This window comes from Gammaproteobacteria bacterium (assembly GCA_015709615.1).
In the GTDB taxonomy this organism is placed as follows: domain Bacteria; phylum Pseudomonadota; class Gammaproteobacteria; order Burkholderiales; family Nitrosomonadaceae; genus Nitrosomonas.
Window position 1 is genome coordinate 3214614 of sequence record CP054179.1, and the last position, 23132, is coordinate 3237745.

19 protein-coding genes are annotated in these 23132 nt (G+C 53.8%); 15 read left to right on the forward strand and 4 right to left on the reverse strand.

All coding sequences use genetic code 11. The annotated features are described in order from the left end of the window. The first annotated feature begins 77 nt into the window (after window positions 1-77). The 5 genes from HRU77_15415 to pgsA all read left to right on the forward strand — a co-directional run bounded on the left by HRU77_15415 (window position 78) and on the right by pgsA (window position 6192). Window positions 78-2756, forward strand: coding sequence for a bifunctional acetate--CoA ligase family protein/GNAT family N-acetyltransferase (locus HRU77_15415; GenBank protein QOJ21949.1), 2679 nt, complete (start codon window positions 78-80; stop codon window positions 2754-2756). A 69-nt stretch (window positions 2757-2825) separates the two neighbouring features. Then, window positions 2826-3500 carry a uracil-DNA glycosylase gene (locus HRU77_15420; protein ID QOJ21950.1) on the forward strand — a complete coding sequence of 225 codons (675 nt, stop codon included), beginning with the start codon at window positions 2826-2828 and terminating at the stop codon, window positions 3498-3500. Window positions 3501-3527: 27 nt separating this feature from the next. Further along, on the forward strand, window positions 3528-3716 hold the full coding sequence (locus HRU77_15425; protein QOJ21951.1) for a 4-oxalocrotonate tautomerase family protein: 189 nt from the start codon (window positions 3528-3530) through the stop codon (window positions 3714-3716). A 5-nt stretch (window positions 3717-3721) separates the two neighbouring features. After that, a complete protein-coding gene (uvrC, locus tag HRU77_15430; GenBank protein QOJ21952.1) occupies window positions 3722-5539 on the forward strand; it encodes an excinuclease ABC subunit UvrC in 1818 nt (605 codons plus the stop codon). Between the two features lie 59 nt (window positions 5540-5598). Further along, window positions 5599-6192: a CDP-diacylglycerol--glycerol-3-phosphate 3-phosphatidyltransferase gene (pgsA, locus tag HRU77_15435; GenBank protein QOJ21953.1), complete on the forward strand. Its 594-nt coding sequence runs from the start codon at window positions 5599-5601 to the stop codon at window positions 6190-6192. Between the two features lie 53 nt (window positions 6193-6245). Here the strand turns inward: pgsA and HRU77_15440 are convergent, their stop codons facing one another. After that, the gene (locus HRU77_15440) at window positions 6246-7904 is read right to left on the reverse strand and encodes an alkaline phosphatase D family protein (protein ID QOJ21954.1); all 1659 of its coding nucleotides are present in this window, start codon (window positions 7902-7904) and stop codon (window positions 6246-6248) included. 376 nt (window positions 7905-8280) lie between these two features. On the opposite strand from HRU77_15440, the gene HRU77_15445 reads away from it, so the two are divergent. From HRU77_15445 to HRU77_15480, 8 genes are all read left to right on the forward strand, one after another. Continuing rightward, window positions 8281-8721 carry a YaiI/YqxD family protein gene (locus HRU77_15445; GenBank protein QOJ21955.1) on the forward strand — a complete coding sequence of 147 codons (441 nt, stop codon included), beginning with the start codon at window positions 8281-8283 and terminating at the stop codon, window positions 8719-8721. Window positions 8722-9078: 357 nt separating this feature from the next. Continuing rightward, complete coding sequence (locus HRU77_15450) at window positions 9079-11937, forward strand: ribonucleoside-diphosphate reductase subunit alpha (GenBank protein ID QOJ21956.1); 2859 nt, start codon at window positions 9079-9081, stop codon at window positions 11935-11937. Between the two features lie 36 nt (window positions 11938-11973). Continuing rightward, window positions 11974-13173 carry a ribonucleotide-diphosphate reductase subunit beta gene (locus HRU77_15455; GenBank protein QOJ21957.1) on the forward strand — a complete coding sequence of 400 codons (1200 nt, stop codon included), beginning with the start codon at window positions 11974-11976 and terminating at the stop codon, window positions 13171-13173. A 46-nt stretch (window positions 13174-13219) separates the two neighbouring features. Beyond that, window positions 13220-14539, forward strand: a complete 1320-nt coding sequence (locus HRU77_15460) for a hypothetical protein (protein QOJ21958.1) — start codon at window positions 13220-13222, stop codon at window positions 14537-14539. A gap of 216 nt (window positions 14540-14755) precedes the next feature. Beyond that, window positions 14756-14992 carry a type II toxin-antitoxin system RelE/ParE family toxin gene (locus HRU77_15465; protein QOJ21959.1) on the forward strand — a complete coding sequence of 79 codons (237 nt, stop codon included), beginning with the start codon at window positions 14756-14758 and terminating at the stop codon, window positions 14990-14992. 107 nt (window positions 14993-15099) lie between these two features. Beyond that, window positions 15100-15432 carry a helix-turn-helix transcriptional regulator gene (locus HRU77_15470; protein ID QOJ21960.1) on the forward strand — a complete coding sequence of 111 codons (333 nt, stop codon included), beginning with the start codon at window positions 15100-15102 and terminating at the stop codon, window positions 15430-15432. Between the two features lie 94 nt (window positions 15433-15526). Continuing rightward, entirely contained in the window at window positions 15527-16912 is a 1386-nt protein-coding gene (fumC, locus tag HRU77_15475; GenBank protein ID QOJ21961.1) for a class II fumarate hydratase, read from the forward strand. 6 nt (window positions 16913-16918) lie between these two features. Beyond that, window positions 16919-18220, forward strand: a complete 1302-nt coding sequence (locus tag HRU77_15480; protein QOJ21962.1) for an MFS transporter — start codon at window positions 16919-16921, stop codon at window positions 18218-18220. Between the two features lie 139 nt (window positions 18221-18359). Here the strand turns inward: HRU77_15480 and HRU77_15485 are convergent, their stop codons facing one another. The 3 genes from HRU77_15485 to HRU77_15495 all read right to left on the reverse strand — a co-directional run bounded on the left by HRU77_15485 (window position 18360) and on the right by HRU77_15495 (window position 19916). Next, complete coding sequence (locus HRU77_15485) at window positions 18360-18518, reverse strand: hypothetical protein (protein ID QOJ21963.1); 159 nt, start codon at window positions 18516-18518, stop codon at window positions 18360-18362. A 112-nt stretch (window positions 18519-18630) separates the two neighbouring features. Beyond that, window positions 18631-19428, reverse strand: a complete 798-nt coding sequence (locus HRU77_15490; GenBank protein ID QOJ21964.1) for a sulfite exporter TauE/SafE family protein — start codon at window positions 19426-19428, stop codon at window positions 18631-18633. Window positions 19429-19460: 32 nt separating this feature from the next. After that, entirely contained in the window at window positions 19461-19916 is a 456-nt protein-coding gene (locus tag HRU77_15495; GenBank protein QOJ21965.1) for an EVE domain-containing protein, read from the reverse strand. Between the two features lie 202 nt (window positions 19917-20118). Between HRU77_15495 and HRU77_15500 the strand changes: the two genes are divergently transcribed. Next, window positions 20119-20706, forward strand: a complete 588-nt coding sequence (locus tag HRU77_15500; protein ID QOJ21966.1) for a hypothetical protein — start codon at window positions 20119-20121, stop codon at window positions 20704-20706. After that, a complete protein-coding gene (locus HRU77_15505; protein QOJ21967.1) occupies window positions 20703-23057 on the forward strand; it encodes a polysaccharide deacetylase family protein in 2355 nt (784 codons plus the stop codon). The genes HRU77_15500 and HRU77_15505 overlap by 4 nt, the downstream gene beginning before the upstream one ends. Window positions 23058-23132 lie beyond the last annotated feature (75 nt).

The window sequence follows — 23132 nt, forward strand, 5'->3', positions numbered from 1 at the left end:
TGCGCTCGGTATCATCAAGCTTCGCGCCTTTTGTCTGTCAGTAAAGGAGACGCTGATTAATTGAGGCGGATAAATCCATGAATGCACATTATCTCAGTCTGCTGTTTTCTCCTCGTTCCGTGGCGGTGATCGGCGCCAGCAGCCGTATGGATTCCGTCGGTGGCGTGGTGTTCCGCAACATGCGGGAAAGCGGTTACCAGGGCAAGCTTTATGCGGTGAATCCGAATCACGCCGAAATACAAGGCGTGCGCACCCATGCCGGAATCGAGTCGATTCCTGAGCCGGTCGACCTGGCGGTCATCATCACACGCGCGGCGACGGTGCCGGACATCATCGAGTCGTGCGGTAAACGCGGCGTGCGTTTTGCCCTAGTGTTGTCGGCCGGATTCAGGGAAACCGGGCCGCAGGGCGCGGCACTGGAACAGGCTGTGGTTGAAAATGCCCGGCGTTACGGTATACGGCTGGTCGGGCCAAATTGCCTGGGGATTCTGTGTCCTGCGTCGGGTTTGAACGTGACTTTCAGCAACGGTGGCGCGCAAGCGGGCGGATTGGCGTTGATTTCCCAATCGGGCGCATTCTGTACCGCCATCATGGATTGGGCCAAGCCCAACGACGTAGGTTTCTCCAACATTATTTCCATGGGTAGCGCCGCCGGGATGGATTTCGGCGAGATTCTCGATTACCTCGCGTCCGACCCGCACACTCACAGCATTTTGCTCTATATCGAAGGCATCCAACGCGTTCGTAGTTTTATGAGCGCATTGCGCGCAGCGGCCCGGATCAAACCCATTTTCATCGTCAAAGCAGGGCGCCATACGGCAGGCTCGAAAGCGGCGTTTTCACATACCGGCGCGCTAGTCGGCTCGGACGATGTATTCGATGCGGCCTTGCAGCGCGCCGGGGTTGTCCGGGTGGATACGATCGTGCAACTGTTTTCCGCCGCACAAGCGCTCTCAACACATTTCCGCCCGAGCGGCAACCGTCTGGCGATTGTCACCAACGGCGGCGGCCCCGGTGTCATGGCGGCGGATCGCGCAGCGGATCTGGGCGTGACGCTGGCGGCATTATCCGCCGAATCGCTGGCGCAATTGAATGCGTTGTTACCCGCGACCTGGTCGCACGGTAATCCGCTCGATATCATCGGCGACGCGACTGCGGAGCGCTACCGTTATGCAGTTGCGCAGTGTTTGCAAGATGACGGCGTGGATGGCGTGCTGGTCATTCTGACGCCGCAAGCGATGACGCAACCGCTGGAAGTCGCCCATGCGGTCATTGAGCTCGCAGCGAAGTTCGACAAACCGTTGATTGCTTGCTGGATGGGGGAGGTGCAAGTTGCTGCATGCCGGCAAGCCTTTGACCAAGCGAAAATACCTAATTTCCGCACACCGGAACCGGCGGTTGAAGTGTTTTCCTTCATTTCCGCCTATTATCAAAACCAGAAATTGCTATTGCAGACGCCTGGTCCGATTGCCGATCACTGCGTGCCGGATGAGGAGGGCGCACGCTTGCTGATCGAAGGCGCGTTGGCTGAACATCGCAAGATTCTGAGCGAGATGGAATCGAAAGCGATTCTGGCGGCGTTTCGCATTCCGATCGCCAAGGCCGTGGTGGCTCGTTCTCCAAATGAAGCCTTGCTGATTGCGGAAGAATTCGGTTTCCCGGTGGCGATGAAAATCAACTCGCCGGACATTACGCACAAATCCGATTGCGGCGGAATCCGCCTCAACCTCGGTAACGCGCAAGCTGTGCGGTCGGCGTATCACGACATCGTTCAGTCGGTGCAAAAGAAAAATCCCGGTGCAAGGATCGATGGCATCGTCGTCGAACCGATGATCGTCAAACCCAACGGCAGGGAATTGATGGTCGGCATGACCACTGACGCGGTGTTCGGTCCCGTCATCACATTCGGCGCGGGTGGCGTGCTGGTCGAAGTGCTCGGCGACCGCGCGGTGGCTTTGCCGCCGCTGAACGGTTTCTTGGTCAAGGACATGATCCAACGCACGCGGATCGCCCGCTTGCTGGGCGCTTTCCGCCATATGCCGCCGGCCGACCGGGCGGCGCTGGAAAGTGTTTTGCTGCGCGTATCGGAAATGGTGTGCGCGCTGCCGTGGATCAAGGAAATGGATATCAACCCGCTGATCGTCGACGAGCATGGCGCGTGCGCCGTCGACGCGCGCATCGTCGTGGATTATCTGCAACCCTCCGCCGACCGCTACGCGCATATGGCGATACATCCGTATCCCACGCATTTGATCACGCACTGGCAGTTGCCGGACGGCACCAACTTGACCATTCGCCCGATCCGCCCGGAAGACGCCGGGATCGAGCAGGCGTTTGTGCGCGGATTGTCCGATGAATCGAAATATTTCCGCTTCATGGATGCGCTGCAGGAATTATCGCAAGGCATGCTGGTGCGTTTCACGCAGATCGACTACGACCGCGAAATGGCGTTGGTCGCGGTGCTGGAACGGGATGAGCAGGAACAGGAATTGGGCGTATGCCGCTACGTGGCAAGCGCCGACAATCAATCGTGCGAGTTTGCCTTGGTGGTTGCCGACGAATGGCAAAACAAGGGCATCGGTAACAAACTGATGAATTGCCTGTTCGACGCCGCGCGCGCCAAGGGCATCCAAGTCATGGAAGGCGAAGTGCTGGCGGCCAACCGGCCAATGCTGGAATTGGTGCGCCGTCTTGGTTTCGCGGTGAGTGCCAGCCAGGAGGACGTTGCCGTGAAAAGGATTGTCAAACAATTGTGATGTTTGACGGCAAATTATTCCTGGCGTGATTGAAACGATGTACCTAAAACTACAATTCCGGTTTCTCCAATGACGAACGATTCTTCACCCCACCCATACGATGACGTGGACGTGCTGAACTGCACGCAATGCCCGCGTCTAGCCGGTTTTTTGCAAACGGTGAAAACGCGTTACCCGGATTATCACGCGCGCCCCGTCAGCGCATTCGGCGATGCGGACGCCAAGTTGCTGATCGTCGGCTTGGCGCCCGGCATGCACGGCGCCAACCGGACCGGGCGGCCGTTTACCGGCGACTATGCCGGGATTTTGCTATACCAAACCCTGCACAAGTACGGATTTGCCACCCGGTCCGAATCGGTTTCCGCCGATGACGGGTTGCAATTGACCGGCTGCCGCATCACCAATGCGGTGAAATGCCTGCCGCCGGAAAACAAGCCGGTGCCGCAGGAAATCAAGCAGTGCAATCAATATCTCGCCGTTGAGATGAACCGGTTCGTGCAGCGCGGTGGCGCCGCCGTGCTGGCGCTCGGCACGGTGGCGCATCAAGCGGTGTTGCTGAGCTTGCGCCTGAAAGCCAAGGATTATCCGTTTGCGCACGGCGCGACGCATCGTTTGCCGCCGGGCAGCGGTGTGCGGCTTTATGACAGCTATCATTGCAGCCGCTACAATACGCAAACCAAACGCTTGACGGCGGAAATGTTCGAGCAGGTGTTTGCGGACATTGTTGCTGATATACAACCATAACAACCTATTTGGAAGGAGGAATTTTACATGCCTTACGTCAATATCCGCGTGGCGGGAACATTAACGCGCGAGCAGAAACAACAGATTGCCGAGGAATTGACCGATACGCTGGAACGCATCGCCAAGAAACCGAAGTCGTACACTTACATCAGTTTCGACGAGCTGCCCGATGAAAATTGGGCGGTGGGCGGAAAACTGCTCGGCAACGGGGATTAAGCGGTTTGACCGATACCGTTTTTGACGCCAAGGCGTTTTGCCGCGGTTTGCCGTTGCAGCCGGGCGTTTACCGCATGCTCAACGGCAAGGGTGAGGTGATCTACGTCGGCAAGGCGGTGAGCCTGAGAAAGCGAGTGTCTTCGTATTTTCAGAAAAGCAATCTGGCGCCCCGGACGCAATTGATGGTGTCGCAAGTGAGCGGGATTGAAACCACGGTGACGCGTTCGGAAGCCGAAGCGTTGCTGCTGGAAAACAATCTGATCAAAAGCCTGAAGCCGCGCTACAACATTCTGTTCCGCGACGATAAATCGTATCCGTACGTGATTCTGAGCGGACACGAATTTCCCCGCTTGGGGTTTTACCGCGGCGTGCTGGACAAAGCGCATCAGTACTTCGGGCCGTATCCGAACGCCGGTATCGTGCGCGAAAGCATCCAATTGCTGCAAAAAATCTTTCGCTTGCGCACCTGCGAAGACAGCGTATTCAGCAATCGCACCCGGCCATGCCTGTTGTATCAGATCAAGCGTTGCAGCGGTCCGTGCATTGGGCAAATCGGCCGGCAGGCTTACGAAGCGGATGTGAAAAACGCGGAATTGTTTTTGCAAGGCAAGCAAACGGAAGTGATGGAAGTGATCAACACCAAGATGCTGCAAGCCTCCGAACGGATGGAGTACGAGCAAGCCGCGTTATTGCGCGATCAGATTCAGGCGTTGCGCCGCATCCGCGAAAAACAGTTCGTCGATAGCGGCAAGGCGCTGGATGCCGATGTGGTCGCTTGCGTACAATCGCTGGATGGTTCCGGCAAGGTATGTGTGAATCTGGCGATGATCCGCGGCGGGCGGCATTTGGGCGACAAGAGCTTTTTCCCGCAGAACGCCGACGATTACAGCGCAGCCGGTGTGCTGGAAGCATTTCTGGCGCAGCATTACCTGAACCGCAGCGCGCCGCCGCTGATTATTCTGGGCGAGAAAATCGAGCGCGAGGCATTGCAGCAATTACTGACCGAGCAATGCGGGCATAAAATCACCATCCAATTGAATCCGATCGGTGAAAAGCGCGTGTGGCTCAACATGGCGGCCGAAAATGCGCAGTTGGCGTTGCAGCAGATGATGGGCCGTCAGGCCAGCCAGGAAAAACGCTTGCACGCGTTGCAGCAGGAATTGAATATGCCGGGAATCCAGCGCATCGAGTGTTTCGACATCAGCCATACACTCGGCGAAGCGACCGTGGCGTCGTGCGTGGTGTACGATAATTGCGCCATGCGCAATAACGAATACCGCCGTTATAACATCGAAGGCATCACGCCGGGCGACGACTATGCCGCGATGCGCGAGGCGCTGACCCGGCGTTATCAGAAAGTAGTCAGCGGCGAAGGGCAATTGCCCGATCTGATTCTGATCGATGGCGGCAAGGGGCAGGTCGCGGCGGCGCAGGAAGCGTTGCAGGAGCTCGGCATATCCGACGCCAATCTGCTCGGCGTGGCGAAAGGCGAAGAACGCAAGCCCGGATTGGAACAATTGATTTCTCCGCTGTTCGAAAAGCCGTTACAATTGCCCAGTGAGCATGCGGCGCTACACCTGATTCAGCAAATCCGCGACGAAGCGCACCGTTTTGCCATTCAAGGCCATCGCGGGCGGCGCGCCAAAGCCCGCACCAGTTCCACGCTGGAAAATATCGAGGGCGTCGGCGCCAAGCGCAGGCAGCAGTTGCTGGGGCGGTTCGGCGGATTGAAAGGGGTGTTGACCGCAAGCATCGAAGAGCTGCAACAAACAGAAGGGATCAGTCGCAAGCTGGCAGAAAAAATCTACAAGGAATTACATTGACCGCGTGCTGGATAGCAATCCAGGCGGCTATCCGTTAAACACTTAATCGCTCTATCATCATGCCTTTCAATCTTCCCAATATTCTGACCTGGCTGCGCATTCTCGCCATTCCGTTATTTGTCGGTATTTTCTATCTGCCGCATTCATGGTTGCCGCCATCCGAACAAAATCTGGTGGCAACGCTGATTTTTGCCGGTGCGGCGATTACCGATTGGTTCGACGGTTATCTGGCGCGTGTTCTGAATCAAACTTCGGCATTCGGCGCTTTTCTCGATCCGGTCGCCGACAAGCTGATGGTATCCGCCGCGCTGATCGTGCTGGTTTACTTGGGGCGGCTCGACGCGCCGATTGCGCTCGTCATCATCGGACGCGAAATCACCGTGTCGGCGCTGCGCGAATGGATGGCGCAAATCGGCCGGTCGAAAAGCGTGGCCGTGTCTTTTCTCGGCAAAATCAAAACCACGTCGCAAATGATCGCGATCCCGCTGCTGCTGTATCACGAGAAAATCGGTGAACACTTCGATCCGCAACAAGCCGGCACATGGTTGATTTACATTGCCGCGGTGCTGACGTTATGGTCGATGTTTTATTATTTGAAGGCGGCGCTGCCGCAGGTTTTGACCAGCGAAAAAAATACGCCGCCTGAGCATTGAATCATTCGTACAACAGAGAAGCCGCACACTGCTCATTGAACGAATCCCCGGCTTCAGTCGAAAACGATTTGCTTCTTGGTGATTTCGCCGCTATCGCCGGAAGGCCAGTATAAGTCGGCGGTTACCATTGGCGCACCGGATTCGTTTTGCCGTACACGAAAAATAGAGAAATTCTTGTTGCCGGCGAGTGCGAACAGGCGTTCACTGTAAATATTGTCATTTCCTTTCATCGCACCGCCATTCGTAATACCTAGATAACTGATCGACGGAGCGGGTTTACGGGAAATAGCGCTGGATGTCAGTTGATAGACTTTTGCGCCGCGGTAGTTTTTATGGTGCAGCCTGAATACCGAGGCGCAATGTACATCGCCGCTGAGAAAAATCAGCGTCTTATTGCCGTTCTTCAGTTGGTTGAACACTTCCTCCAGCAACTGATTCCGTTCACTCCAGTTGGATTCATGACTCCATTCGTCCATGAAATCGTCTTTCGCGCCGCCCAGATCGGCGTAATTCACGATGTTATCGATCCAATGCAGGATGGGAACGGGCGAAACGACAAACAGAAACCTGCTGTCGCTGTTGGCTTGCGCAGCCAGCCAGTTTTTGAAGCGGTTGAATTGATCGCGGCCGAGAATGATGTACGGATCGATTTTTTTATCCTTTTCCAGATCGTGATGGCCGCGCATTTCCAGCATATAAAACGCCGAGCCGCCGTGACTGAAGGCATAATCCCATTGACACTCGTCGGGGTTCTGCAAATTGATCGCCGTCGGCGGATTGTGGCTGTGTTCATATTCGTAATAAGCCTGACAAGCTGCTTTCCACATCAAATCGACCAGCATATCGCCGACTTTTTCGTCCTCGTGTTCAAACATGCGGAAAATTCTGTCCAGTCTGTCGTCGTGCGTGTAAGAGCCCCAGCCGTCCATGATTTCGTGATCGTCCCATACCATGTATTGCGGAAAACGCTCGTATACTTCGCGCAACGACGATACATTCCAATAAACCCGGTAATACCAGCGGTAAATATTCAGCAAGTACAGCTGAATGCCTTCCCGGTCATAATTATCGCCCTTGGCGAAAGTTTTCAGCAAATCTTCCCTATTGTCTTTCAGCCACTGCCAAATATCCGGGAAGCCTTGTTTGGCATTGGTATCGACATAAATCTGATCGCCGCCGCCGATGACGAAATGCGCGCCGGTATCGGTCAGTTTTTCATGAAAATGCGGCCAGGCGCCGACATCGCCGTTGGCGCTGATATGATCGTGGCAGCTATAAAAGCCGAAGGTGAGTTCTGCCGGTGACTCGGGCATGGTGCGGAACCACAGCGGCTTGTCGCCGCCCAATTCGGTACGGCGCGGTACTTTAGCGGCGTCCAGCTCGCCGGAGATCACGGCGTAGTAATAAATGGTATCGGCGTCCAGACCGGTAACATCGAAGGTATGTGTCAGGTTCGTTTGCTGGGTAAAGTCATGCGATTGCGTATCGGCGATGTCTATGCCCATATCCGCCATGAATTGCGCAATCGGTTTTTCCTGCAGCCGCACCAGGTCGCCGTGCAAGGGTGTCCTGGCAATCACCAGCGTCCAATGGCCTTCCGTATACGTGCGTATCCAGATGCGCGAGCTGCCGGATGTGGTGGCGCCGATGATTGCTGCGCTATATAGCTTGTCTTTCTTCAGCTCATTCGAGGTCGGATCAAGTAAAGGCATGTGAACTCCTTAGTGAAAATAAGTCGGGTTAGGGAAACGCTGATTAATTGACTACACGAGCGAATCACTTCATTGCGCGGTACTCGCTTCCTCGCCTATCATGTTGATATGTCTCGGTTGCTGCGTTCCGTGCGTCTCGTGCTTCATCTCGTTCACCGAATTAATCAGCGCTTCCTTAGAAAAACATCAACGCGCTGCAGAGACTTTTTTTATTTTAGGTAGCCGCTATAAAAGCCATTGTGCCATAGCGCCGGCATTCTTGTATTAATATAGACGCCGATCCGGTTTTTTGCGGTGTCATTCGCAGGCCAAGGTGCATGAAGCACGCGAAAAAGAAAAAACTGAAAATGAATGTGCTCAACTCAAGTGAACAAAAATGAAAATATGGATTGATGCGGATGCTTGCCCCGGCGTGATCAAAGAAATTCTCTTTCGCGCGGCGGAAAGAACGAAACGGCATTTGATATTGATCGCCAATCATCCTTTGTATGTTCCGCCGTCGCCCTTTATCCGCATGCAGCAAGTCGAGCACGGGTTCGATGTGGCCGATAATGAAATCGTCAAAAGGCTGGAAAGCGGCGATCTCGTGATTACCAGCGATATACCGCTGGCGGCGCAAGTCATCGAAAAACAAGGTCTGGTGCTGAGTCCGCGCGGCGAGCTGTATACCCGGGAAAACATCGGTGCGCGCTTGAGTATGCGGAATTTCATGGAAGATTTGCGCGCCAGCGGCGTCGATACCGGCGGCCTGTCCGCCTTGAGTCAAAATGACCGAAAAACGTTTGCCAATCAATTGGATAAATTGCTGGCACAATAGCATTCGCGGGTCTGTCATGACGCGGTGATTGCTTCCGCCCGTTGCCGCAATTCATCGCTATAAGTCCTCCGCCTGGCTGCGCCCGGGTCATTTTCTTTTTCCGCTGTATCAAAAACAACAATTTCCAACTCGCTGATAGCAATCGATCTTAGCCGGGAGCGGTGGCGGATTTTCTTTTCTGAATTGCAAAATTGTTAAAAATTTCCTGCATAAAAATAATTTGTGTTGTACCATTAGTGCCGTAGCATTCTTCATTAACCACTAGATATTGTGGTTTTATCGAAAGTAATGCTATTTCATTGAATCAACAGAAATTTGTATTTTTCTTTGATGAATCACCAGTCAGGAGGATCACCCATGCAGCTCGCGACAGAACAAATTCACCACAAACCGGTTTCCGGAAGTCAAAGTTTTATGGATACACCCGCGCAAAATTCCCGTTTTTCCCAGCATAAAGTCATCCGCCGCAACGGTGCGGTGGTGTCGTTCGAGCCGGGCAAGATTTCAGTAGCGATGACCAAGGCGTTTATCGCCGTCGACGGCGGGCAGGGCGCGGCGTCGGTGCGGGTGCGCGAAGTGGTGGCCGGGTTGACCAACGATGTGGTGAATGCACTGCTGCGCCGTCAGCCGGACGGTGGTACGTTCCATATCGAGGACATTCAGGATCAAGTCGAGCTGGCATTGATGCGCTCCGGCGAACACGATGTGGCGCGCGCGTATGTGCTGTACCGCGAAGCGCGGGCGCGTGAACGCGCCAAGCTGAAGCAAAGCGCCGAAGCGGTGGTGGAAACGCTGACCGTGACCGACAATGGCCAGCGCGTGCCGCTCGATGTCGCCAAATTATCCGCATTGATCGAATCCTCCTGCGCCGGTCTCGGCAACACCGTCGACCCGTCGCTGATTCTGAAGGCTACCTTGAAAGATTTGTACGACGGCGTATCGCTCGACGAAGTGCGCAAATCCGTCGTGCTGTCGGCGCGCGTGCTGATCGAGAAAGACCCGGCGTACAGTTATGTCACCGCGCGCTTGTTGCTGAACAACGTGCGCCACGAAGTGCTGGGCGAGGAAGTCACGCAACAGGCGATGCAGGCGCACTACCAGGATTATTTCCCGGTATTCATCAAACGCGGCATCGAAGCCGAATTGCTCGATCCGCGCCTGGCGCAATTCGACTTGAAGCGCTTGTCCGAAGCGCTGGACGCCGATCGCGACTTGCAATTCGATTACCTCGGTTTGCAAACGCTGTACGACCGCTATTTCCTGCATATCAAGGAACGCCGCATCGAATTGCCGCAAGCGTTCTTCATGCGCGTGGCGATGGGATTGGCGTTGAACGAAATCGACCGCGAAGCGCGCGCCATCGAGTTTTATCACGTGTTGTCGAGTTTCGATTTTATGAGCTCGACACCGACCTTATTCAATTCCGGCACTTGCCGTTCGCAATTGTCGTCGTGCTACTTGACCACCGTGCCGGACGATCTCGACGGCATTTACGAAGCGATCAAGGAAAACGCGCTGCTGGCCAAATACGCCGGCGGCTTGGGTAACGACTGGACGCCGGTGCGGGCGATGGGTGCGCGCATCAAGGGCACCAACGGCAAATCGCAAGGTGTGGTGCCGTTCCTGAAAGTGGTGTCCGACACCGCCGTGGCGGTCAACCAAGGCGGCAAGCGCAAGGGCGCGGTGTGCGCGTACCTGGAATGCTGGCATCTGGACATCGAGGAATTCCTGGAATTGCGCAAAAACACCGGCGACGACCGCCGCCGCACGCACGACATGAACACCGCGACGTGGATTCCCGATCTGTTCATGAAACGCGTCATGGACGGCAGCGATTGGACGCTGTTCTCGCCATCGGATACGCCCGACTTGCACGAAAAATTCGGCCAGCAGTTCGAGCAAGCGTATCTCGGCTACGAAGCGAAAATCGAGCGCGGCGAACTGACGCTGTACAAAAAAATCCCGGCGGTGCAGTTGTGGCGCAAGATGCTGAGCATGCTGTTTGAAACCGGCCATCCGTGGATCACGTTCAAGGATCCGTGCAACGTGCGTTCGCCGCAGAACCATATCGGCGTGGTGCACAGCTCGAATCTGTGCACCGAAATCACGTTGAACACCAACGACAAGGAAATCGCCGTGTGCAATCTCGGTTCGGTCAATCTGCTCGCGCATCTGAAGGACGGCGCGCTCGATCTGGACAAACTGAAGCGCACCGTGCGCATTGCCATGCGCATGCTCGACAACGTCATCGACATCAATTTCTACGCCGTCGCCAAAGCGCGCAACGCCAACCTGAAGCACCGTCCGGTCGGCCTGGGCATCATGGGATTCCAGGATTGTCTGCATCAACTGGGCATTCCATACAGCTCGCAAGAAGCGGTGGAATTCGCTGATCGTTCGATGGAAGCGGTGGCGTATCACGCCTATTGGGCGTCGACCGAATTGGCGCAAGAGCGCGGCTGCTACAGCAGCTACAAAGGCAGCCTGTGGGATCGCGGTATTCTGCCGCACGACACGCTGGAAGTGTTGCGTAACGAGCGCGGCGGCTTTGTCGAAGCGGATCTGTCCGCGACACTCGATTGGGACGCATTGCGTGCGCGCATCCAGCAATACGGCATGCGCAATTCCAACTGCCTGGCGATTGCGCCGACCGCGACGATTTCCAACATCGTCGGCGTGTCCGCCAGTATCGAGCCGACGTATCAGAACCTGTACGTCAAATCCAATCTGTCGGGCGAATTTACCATTGCGAATAAATCGCTGGTCAACGATCTGAAAAAACTCAATCTGTGGGACGAAGTGATGATCGCCGATCTGAAATATTTCGACGGCGCGATCAGCAAGATCGACCGCATTCCGGACAATATCCGCACGCTGTACGCTACCGCGTTCGAGATGGATCCGCGCTGGCTGATCGAAGCGGGCGCGCGGCGGCAGAAATGGATCGACCAATCGCAATCGCTGAATATTTACATGGGTGGCGTTTCCGGTAAGAAACTGGACGAAACTTACAAGCTGGCGTGGCTGCGCGGTTTGAAAACCACGTATTACCTGCGTTCGATGGGCGCGACAGCAGCGGAAAAATCCACGGTGCGCGCCGGTTCATTGAACGCGGTGCCGTCCGACGGTGGTGTGGTCAAAGCCGCGGTGGAAGTGTCCACGGTGGAAATCAAGTACTGCGCGATCGATGACGAGAGCTGCGAATCCTGCCAATAACCTGCCCGAATCAATGAGAATAACGAGGAGTGAAGAATGCTGACATTTGAAGACGAACCGCAACAACCGCAAACACCGCCGGTCAACGCCATGCCGCGCACCGCCTTGCACGATTTTGAATTGCCGCTGGCCACACCGGCACAGGATGACCGCGATCACAGCACCGCCAGCCATCCAGCAGGGATGGAGGGCGCGCAAGACGTAGCGGGCAGCGCTAACCGCCGCATCTCAGTCGAGGACAAATCCATCATCAATTGCAAAGCGGACGTCAATCAACTGGTGCCGTTCAAGTACAAATGGGCGTGGGATAAATACCTCGGTGCTTGCGCCAATCATTGGATGCCGCAGGAAATCAGCATGAGCCGCGACATCGCGTTGTGGAAAGACCCGAACGGCCTGACCGAGGACGAGCGCCGCCTGGTCAAGCGCAATCTCGGCTTTTTCGTCACCGCCGACTCATTGGCGGCGAACAACATCGTGCTCGGCACCTACCGCCACATCACCAACCCGGAATGCCGCCAGTATCTGCTGCGCCAGGCATTCGAGGAAGCGATTCATACCCATGCGTATCAATATATCGTCGAATCGCTGGGCCTGGACGAAGGCGAGATCTTCAACGCGTATCATGAAGTATCGTCGATCCGCGACAAGGACGAGTTTCTGATTCCGTTCATCGACACGCTGACCAATCCGAATTTTAGAACCGGCACCTTGGAAACCGATCAGCAATTGCTGAAAAGCCTGATCGTGTTCGCCTGCATCATGGAAGGCTTGTTCTTCTACGTCGGCTTCACGCAAATCCTGGCGTTGGGCCGGCAAAACAAAATGACCGGTGCGGCGGAACAATACCAATACATCCTGCGCGACGAATCGATGCACTGCAATTTCGGCATCGATGTCATCAACCAGATCAAAATGGAAAATCCGCACCTGTGGACCAAAGCGTTCCGCGACGAAATCAGCGCGCTGATGCAAAAAGCCGTCGCATTGGAATACCGCTACGCCGAAGACACCATGCCGCGCGGCGTGCTCGGCATGAACGCGCCGATGTTCAAGGAATACCTACGCTACATCGCCAACCGCCGCTGCCAGCAAATCGGCCTGGACGCGCTGTACCCGAACGCCAACAACCCGTTCCCGTGGATGTCGGAAATGATCGATCTCAAAAAGGAAAAGAATTTCTTTGAGACACGCGTGACGGAGTATCAAACGGGTGGGGCGTTGAGTTGGGATTGAGGGTTGCTGTAGCACGTTAGCCGCGCAATATGAACAGGACACATTCATGGCTGAAATCATAAAGTACGAAGAACCAAAACTACCTGCCTTGCCTGAAAAAGTGATGCCAGCAATTAACGAATTAGTGGCTTCGCTTGGTATTCCTCGTGAAGTGCTCGCTAGTGACGAGGAAATAGAATACGCATGGAAGGATCTGCCTAGGGAATTAAAGCAAATTCCCCCTCAGTTGCGTGGCGAGTTGGTAGCCCGCATGTGTGTTGCAGTCAGTACTGGCTTATTTGATGGCGCGGTTAACTACGCATGGAACGCCGCAATACTTCATTTGAGAGATAAAGTTCGTAACTTCGGGCTACCCGTTGTTGCTCAAATATTGGCATCTGATTTTGAAGAAAAACACTTGCTTGAGTTGCAAGACAGCAAGTTGCTGGAGCTTTGCTTAAAGCTGAATCTTATAAATGAAGACGGTTTTTTCTTCTTGGATCAATGCCGTGATGTAAGAAACAACTTTTCAGCAGCGCATCCTACGCTTGGCAAAATCAATGACAGGGAGTTTGTTACATTCCTTAACAGATGTACCAAGTATGCATTGGGTGAATCATCATCACCTCGCGGCGTAGATATAAGCGCGTACATTACTGCAATCAAGAATGCTCGGTTTTCTGGGGGGCAATGCCAAATCTGGATAGACCGATTAACTCAAACACATGATGCCCAACGCCAACTACTGATTGGTATGGCTCATGGGATTTACTGCGATCCAAGCACGCCTGAGCCAGCCCGTCTAAATTCGCTGGATATTTGCTTTGCACTAAAAGAAGGATTTACCGCTTCTGTAAAATCTGATCTTATAAATAAGCACTCGGAATATTTAGCGAAGGGTGACGAAAAACGCTACATCGCATCACAGCAATTCTTTGAAAAGCTAGGTTTGCTTGGTCTTCTAAATGAGTCTGAACAACACGCGGTATTTTCAAGGGCGATTGAAAGATTGATGACGGCGCATCTGGCCCTGAATAATTTTTATAATGAACCCCCATTCGCAGAAAGGCTTTCTGAGTTATCACGGCAAGGCGAGGTTCCAGAAACTGCCCAAGAGGCGTATGTGTCCGCAGTGGTTGGTTGTTATATTGGGAATGGATATGGTGTCTCGTGGGCGGCTGAACCCTACTACAAGAAGATGATTGAGTCATTCTCGCCTCGCGAAATCTCACACATGATTAAGCTTGCAGGCGCAGGCGGTGCTCTTAATAGGAGAATTTCAAGTAACACATCATGCAAGAGCAGGTATAAAGAAGCACTAAATTTGATTGATGCTGCAAGTGTACCAAGTGGGGTTAAGGCCGATTACGAGACATTTCTTAAATAGCACAGCAGCTCGTAGGTTGGGGTGAGGCACGAACCCTAACATCAACAAGGTCGCCAATCGTTGGGCTTCATTTCATTCAACCCAACCTACGGGTTGTTGCCATTGAAGATGACGCGGAGCTCGGCGGCAGGGTCGCATTTTAGGAGATAAAGCTTACAAAGACCTTAAATCTTATATTTTTGTTAAAAAACTTATTTTAGGCTTATAATCATAAGTGTGAATGACATTGACTGGAAACCCAAAGCGCTTAAACAGATTGAGAAAATCAAGGCTACCGCCGTGCGCAAAAGAATTTTTACTGAGGTTCAGTCGCTGGCTTATTTTCCTGATTGCCAAGGTGTCAAGAAACTCGCCAATCATGCGTATAGCTACCGGTTGCGGGTTGGTGAATATCGGGTATTTTTCGAGTTTGACGGCAGCGTGCATGTTATTCCATTTCTAAATCAAACATGAGTTTGTCAGCCATCCTTGTCGTATTAATTATACTGTCCTTCGGATAGCTTTCGCGTCATGTTTGATTTGGAAACGGAATATTGATATTGAAGAGGTGAAAAAACGCGATGAGCGCACTTATTAATTACCAAACCATTCTGGATAGCAACGGAAAACCGGCTTTTGTCGTCGTGCCTTATGCCGAGTTTGTCAAACTTCCCGGCGTGGTACGCCCGGGCATGATCCCCAACGAGGTCGTTGGTAAACGCATCATGAATGAAGTCAGTATGCTCGCCGCCTGGCGCGAATACCTGATGCTGACGCAAGAGGAAATGGCTAAACGCATGGGGATTACGCAAGCCGGTTACGCGCAGATCGAAGCTGCCAAACGCCCGCGCAAGGCAACACTCGAGAAAGCCGCGGCGGCTATGGGTATTACCTTGGAACAGCTCGCGTATTGAAAGGCGCGTTTGTGTTAAACAAAATCGCAATTTCGATTAACCAATCCTCCCAATTTCTCCAATTCATCCCATTTATTTAATGAGGTAAAACCGCATGCAAACTCGTGAAGAACGCGACACCATGGGCGTGGTCGAAGTGCCCGCCGCAGCATTGTGGGGCGCGCAAACGCAGCGCTCGTTGCAGAATTTCAAGATTTCCGGCGAGCATATGCCGGTGGCGCTGATTCATGCGCTGGCCCGGGTCAAGCGCGCCGCCGCCAAGGTTAATCACGATTTGGGATTGCTCGATGCGGCGAGTGCAGCGGCGATCATCGAGGCGGCCGATGAAGTGATCGCCGGGAATTTCGACGATCAGTTTCCGCTGGTGGTGTGGCAAACCGGTTCCGGCACGCAGACCAATATGAACGTCAACGAGGTGCTGGCGAATCGCGCGTCGGAAATTCTCGGCGGCGGGCGCGGCGCGGATCGCAAGGTGCACCCGAACGACGACGTCAATAAAGGGCAATCTTCCAACGACGTGTTCCCGACCGCGATGCACGTCGCCGCGGTGCAGGAATTGCAGCAGCGCTTGATTCCGGCGATTCAATTGTTGCGCGGCACCTTGGCGGCCAAGGCGCAAGCGTTTGAAGCCATCGTCAAAATCGGCCGCACGCATTTGCAGGATGCGACCCCGCTGACGCTGGGGCAGGAATTTTCTGGTTATGTCGCGCAATTGGATCACGGGTTGAAGCATGTGCAAGCGTCGTTGCCGCATGTGTGCGAACTGGCGCTCGGCGGCACGGCGGTCGGCACCGGGCTGAACGCGCATCCGGAATTCGCCGTGCGCGTGGCGGCGGAGTTGTCGCGTCTGACCGGGCTGCCGTTCGTCACCGCACCGAATAAATTCGAGGCGCTGGCAAGTAATGATGCCTTGGTGCATGCGCACGGCGCGTTGAAAACGCTGGCCGCATCGCTGATGAAAATCGCCAACGATATTCGCTGGCTGGCATCCGGGCCGCGTTGCGGCATCGGCGAATTGCGCATTCCCGAGAACGAGCCGGGCAGTTCGATCATGCCGGGCAAGGTCAATCCGACGCAATCGGAAGCGATGACGATGGTGTGCTGCCAGGTCATGGGCAACGATGTCGCGGTCAACATGGGCGGCGCGTTGGGGAATTTCGAGCTGAACGTGATGAAACCGCTGATCATTCATAATTTCCTGCAAAGCGTGCGGCTGCTCGCGGATGCTATGGTCAGTTTCAACGATCATTGCGCCACCGGTATCGAAGCCAATATTGAACGCATCGATGCGCTGATGCATCACTCGTTGATGCTGGTGACCGCACTGAATCCGCATATCGGTTACGACAAAGCCGCCGAGATCGCCAAAAAAGCACACCGCGAAGGCACGACTCTGAAAGCCGCCGCGATTGCCACCGGCTATGTCACGGCGGAGCAGTTCGACGCGTGGGTGGTGCCGGAAAAGATGGTGGGCAAATAGCGCTTGATGAATTCGTCTTCCCATACTTCCGGACCGGTCACGCGCCGCGAACGTTTCGCGTGGTGCATGTACGATTTCGCCAATTCCGGCTATACCACCGTTATCCTGACGGCTATTTTCAATGCTTACTTTGTCGGCGTGATTGCCGCCGGGCAGGGTAGTGGCGATGCCACGCTGCTATGGACACTGGCGATGGCGGCGGCGAATGCGCTGGTTTTAATCAGCGCGCCGGTGGTGGGCGCGATTGCCGATTATTCCGGCGCTAAGAAACGCTTTCTGACGGTCACCACCATCGGTTGCGTGGTGTTTACCGCATTGTTGTATTTTGCCGGGCCAGGAGATATTGCGTTGGCGATGGCGCTAGTGATTCTGGCGACGTTCATGTTTTCCAGCGGCGAAAACCTGATCGCGGCTTTTTTGCCGGAAATCAGCACACCGGAGACGATCGGGCGGCTGTCCGGCTACGGCTGGGCGCTCGGTTATTTGGGCGGCTTGCTGGCGCTGGTGTTGTGTCTGGCTTATGTCACGTACGCCGAGAAGCAGGGCATCGAAGCCGCGCAGTATGTGCCGGTGACCAATCTGATCGTGGCGGCGTTGTTTGCGCTGGCCGCGCTACCGACGCTGCTGTGGCTGCGCGAGCGCGCCACGGTTGTGGAATCGTTCGACAGCGCGCATATCGTGCGGCAAGGGTTTAGTCGTTTGCGCGCCACGCTGCGCGAAGCGCGTTTGCACATCGATCTGTTTCGTTTTCTACTGGCGTTGACTACGTACTATGCGGGTATCCATATCGTGATCGTGCTGGCGGCGGTGTACGCGCAAGAGGTGATGGGATTCAAAACGCAGGATACGATCATCCTGATTATGGTGGTGAATGTCACTGCGGCGATCGGCGCTTTTCTGTTCGGCCACTTGCAGGATCGCATCGGCTCGCTGCGCTGTATCGCCATCACGCTGCTGATCTGGATTGCGGCAATCGTCTGCGCGTATTTCGCGACGGATGAATGGCTGTTTTGGGTCGCCGCCAATTTGATCGGCACTGCACTCGGCGGCGCGCAGTCGGCGGGCAGGGCGCTGGTGGGACAATTTACACCACCCGGGCGGCAGGGCGAATTTTTCGGTTTATGGGGATTGGCGACCAAACTGTCCGCGATTATCGGCCCGCTGACGTATGGCGGCATGGTTTACCTGTTTGCCGGAGATCACCGCATTGCGTTACTCAGCACGCTGGCGTTTTTTGTTCTTGGTCTTGTGATGCTTGCAGCCGTCGATGAGAAAAGAGGGCGTGAAATGGCTAAAGCCGATTACTGACAGACTTTTTTAAAACCAGGGAAATTTTTGAGGATTGACTGCTTATTTGAAAATTCCTGTAGGAACAATGATAGATCCTACAGGGTGCAACTCAACAACTTGAAACGATAAATCTGTTACTTCGTAATTAAAGTAACGATTATTTACCTGGCAGCTCGTTACGGCCTTCAGCTGGTTTACCTTCGTGCGTGGTGCCGTAGTTGTCGGAACTTGCGCTTTCCGGTGCTGTAGGCTTGCCGCATGCGGTTAATAATGTTAATGCGAACATTGCTGCGATCAAAAATACTGAGAGTTTCATTTGTAGCTATATCCTTAAAATTTTAAAAAATACATCACTTACTTTTTTACTACATTGCGACTATAGCATGATACAAGAAAAAAACTCTGAAAAATTGTTATCTGGTATTTCCTTAAAGAATACCGATCAGCATGCGGATACCCAAGCCATAAAGCAGTACCACAAAGATTGACCGCAGGATGGCCGTCCGGGTGGAATGCGTGAGTCGCGCTCCGAGCGGCGCTGTCATCATGCTGGCGGCTACCAGCCAGAACAAAGCCGGTAGATACACATAACCTAGGCAATAATCGGGCAGTCTTTCCGCTTGCAGCATGCCGTTCACGATGTAACCGGCCGTGCCGGCCAGTGCGATGGGAAAACCGATCGCGGCAGCGGTACCGATGGCGTGTTGCAGTTTAACGTTGCACAGCGTCAGGAAAGGCACCGATAACAATCCGCCGCCGATTGCAACCAGGCTGGACAACGCGCCGATGACGTTACCCACGAGAAACAAGCCGATTCGCCCGGGCAGCTGGAACATCGGACTGGGGCGGAATTGCAATAGCATTTGGGTGGCGGCGTAAAAGATGAAAATGACGAAAATAATGCTCAACAGCTGCCCGGTCATCGATCCGGCGAGCGCTGCGCCGCCGAATGTGCCGAGAAAAATGCCGGGGGTGATGTTTTTCACAACCGGCCAATTCACTGCGCCGTGTAAATGATGCGTGCGCAAACTGACAGCCGAAGTGAAAATGATCGTCGCCATCGTGGTGCCCAGCGCCAGATGAATGATGCGGCCGGCGGGAAAATCTTGCGCGGTGAAGAGCGAAATCAGCACCGGCACGATGATGAGGCCGCCGCCAATGCCGAGTAAACCGGCAAAGAATCCCACAAATGCTCCGGTCAACAGATAAATCAACCACCATTCCATGATTTAAGCCGGATAAGAAGAGTCGAACCGCATTACAGAATACCCATGATGAACTGCCATTCGGCCGGATCGACCGGCGTGATCGATAAGCGGTTGCCGGTCTGCAACACGCGCATGCGCTGCAACTCGGGATACTGCCGCAGTTCCTTGATCGCGATCAGACGGGTTCTTCGTTGCAGGGTAATCTCGACGTTAAACCAGCGCGGGTTGTCTTTGGCCGCTTTGGAATCGAAATATTTGCTGGCGGGGTCGAACTGTGTGGCATCCGGGTAAGCCGGTTTGCTCACGGCAGCAATGCCCATGATGCCGGGATCCTTGCAGCACGAATGATAGAAAAACACCGGATCTCCAACCGCCATTTGATGGCGCATGAAATTGCGCGACTGATAATTGCGCACACCTTCCCACGCAACCGTTTGATTAGGCCGTGCGGCAAAATCGTCGATACTGAATTCATAAGGCTCGGACTTCATTAACCAGTAGCGCATGACACTTAGTATTTTTCCTTGAAAATAAGAGATTTGCTTATTTTCTTCAGCATCCCTTACTGTTATCATGGAAATGTCTTGAAGAAATGATTATTGAAGTTGAAATGGCGAGATTCATTTTAACCCCGCCCTAGAAAAATACCGAAATAATTCTTCAAACATAATAATAATTCTGACATTACCCTTGCATGAGGTAAGCCATATGAGAAACTGCAGACGTTATGTGGCCGTATCGACCGCTAGATTATGTAAGTTTTTCTGTATTCTCGCACTGTCGATTCTGAGCGGAACTGATTACGGATTGCAGGCCGCATCGGTAGCTTTACCGAAACTTAATCTCAAACTAATGGAACCGCAAAAATCGACCGAACGATTGGCAGTCATCGCACACCAGCCGTTTGCCATTAATGTGTACTTTCCCAGTTCCGAAAGAATCAGACAAGATGCGCAATTGCGCTTTTTTATCCATTTGGGAAGCGAAGTGCATGATTTTGATATTGAAGCAAACGACATCGCTATCGAGGTAAGGAAAGATGCGGCATCATGGGTGTCAATCCCAGCTGAGCCGATTGACGGCGGTGCGATGAGCGCTATCGATTTAGCCGAGATTGGGCATGATGGGAAGCATCGGCATGCGAGTTTTGCGATACAGAATGAATCAGGCGTGCTATGGCAACTGCGGATTACGGCGCACAAACCCGGTGTGTATCAACTGGTGGCGGCGGTTTCACCCGATAACGGCAACACTCATTTGGCAGAACCTTCATTCATCACGGTGGAGGTATTGTGAAGTTATTCGTGTTGCACAGCGAACGGCGCAGAATTCCATTCATCGTAAAGATGTGGTTGCTGTGCTTTCTGCTGTTGTTACATCCGATATTACCGGTTGAAGCTTCGAGTCCGAAATACCGCACGGTAGTGTCGCTTACATTCGACGATGGTTTGAGACAGTCGGCCGCAATTGTTCCACTGCTGGATAGCGGACTGAAGGCTACTTTCTACGTCAACTCCAATAAAATACGCCTGACTGGATCCATTGACGGCAACAATTGGTTGACCAAAGGCGAGCTTGATATTCTGTTTGGCAACGGTTATGAAATCGGCGGACATACCATAAACCATGTCAATCTCGCGACACTGGATGATGCCGGTCAATTGCAGGCTATTTGCGACGACCTGAAGAATCTCCGGGAGTGGTACGGCGATGAAGTGCATTCATTCGCTTATCCGTACGGATCTACCGGACCTACTACGCAAAGCCTTATCGCAGGAGGATGCCCTGGCACCTATGGCGTTTTGGATAAACCGATTGGTAAATACGAAAGCGCGCGGACCACCACGGGGATAGGGTGCCAAGGTTGTCCGTGGGGTGTGCCGTTGCCACCGGCCAATCCATATTATTTGCCGACAGTCAAAGGGGTGCTGTCAACGGATACGCTGGCGGATATACAAAAATACGTACTGCAAGCGGAAGCCTATTCGGGAGGATGGGTTGTATTGTTGTTTCATAGCGTGTGCGATGGCTGCGATACAGGCTCAATAACGCAAGAAACGCTGATTAATTTTCTGACATGGTTAAAAGACCGGGAATCGCAAGGTACTTATGTGAGAACCGTCCATCAAGTCATGTCCGGAGACTATCCGCCGGCATTACCGCCTCCGCCGCTTGGTCCCAACATGATCATCAATTCATCGCTTGAGGTACTGGCCAGTAACGGTTTTCCGTATTGCTGGCAGGTTGGCGACTATGGAGTCAGTACTGCAACGTGGACACATACTAGCGATGCTTATGCCGGTGACTTCGCAGAAAAACTTCAGATCACTTCTTATACCAGCGGTGACCGTAAACTACTGCCCAAACTCGATGCCGGTCAGCGATCCGGTCAGTGTGCTCCTTCTGTGAATCCGGGTACCAATTATCAGATTGAGGCCTACTATAAATCCACCATTTCAGCTTGGGTGCCTCTATTTTATCTTGATGCAAATGGTGTCTGGAAGTATTGGCGTACTGCTCCGAGCTTGCAAGCGGCCAGCGATTGGACGCACATGAGTTATGTAATCGGACCATTACCTGAGGGTGCGCAAGCTTTAAGTTTTGGTATCGCACTAACCGGTGTCGGCACTCTCACAACGGACGAGTACTTAATGACCGAGGTTCTGGATTCCAACGTAACGCCCACTTTCGTGGGGGGGGCGGCGGCGCTAACAGTTGCGCAGGATAGCCTGCCGCTCGATCTGAAACCTAACCTGCATGTCAGCGACACCGACAGCGGCCAAACGCTGACATGGACTTTGAGCGCGGTGCCCGCACACGGCACGGTGACAATCTCGGGCGCGACCGCCGGCACGGGTGCAAGCGACATCACCCCCGGCGGCATCATCACTTACCAACCCGCGGCTGGTTATAACGGTAGCGATGCATTTACCATACAAGTGAGCGACGGCACGGCCAGTGAAGCGCGGGTGTTCACCGTAACGGTCACGCCGCTGCCGAACGTAGCGCCAACTTTTGTGGGAGGAACGGCGGTGCTGACGGTTGCGCAAGACAGCCCGCCGCTCGATCTGAAACCTAACCTGCATGTCAGCGACACCGACAGCGGCCAAACGCTGACATGGACTTTGAATGCGGTGCCCGCGCACGGCACGGTGACAATCTCGGGCGCGACCGCCGGCACGGGCGCAAGCGACATCACCCCCGGTGGCATCATCACCTATCAGCCGGCACCTGGTTATAACGGTAGCGACACGTTTACCGTGCATGTGAGCGACGGCACGGCCGGCGAAGCGCGAGTGTTCACCGTCACGGTCTCGCCGCTGCCGAACGTGGCACCCGTCTTTGTGGGCGGTTCTACCACTATCCTGGTGCACAAAAATAGCGTAACAGACCTGAAACCTTACCTGCATGTCAGCGATAAGGATAGCGGGCAAACATTAACTTGGAGTCAAGCTGTTGCACCAATAAAAGGCGCATTGACTATTTCAGGTGCTACGGCTAGTTCCGGTAGTACCAATATCACTCCTCACGGTACCATTTCTTACCGACCAAAACCCGCTTATCTCGGTCCAGATACTTTCACAATACAAGTCAGTGACGGTGTCGCTACTGCATACCGAACATTCAATGTGACAGTTTCAAAATAAAACGGATGGAATAACGATATCTTAGTTTATGGGGGAGTTCGATCATTTTTCTGTTGATTAAAATTTTTTGAGCGA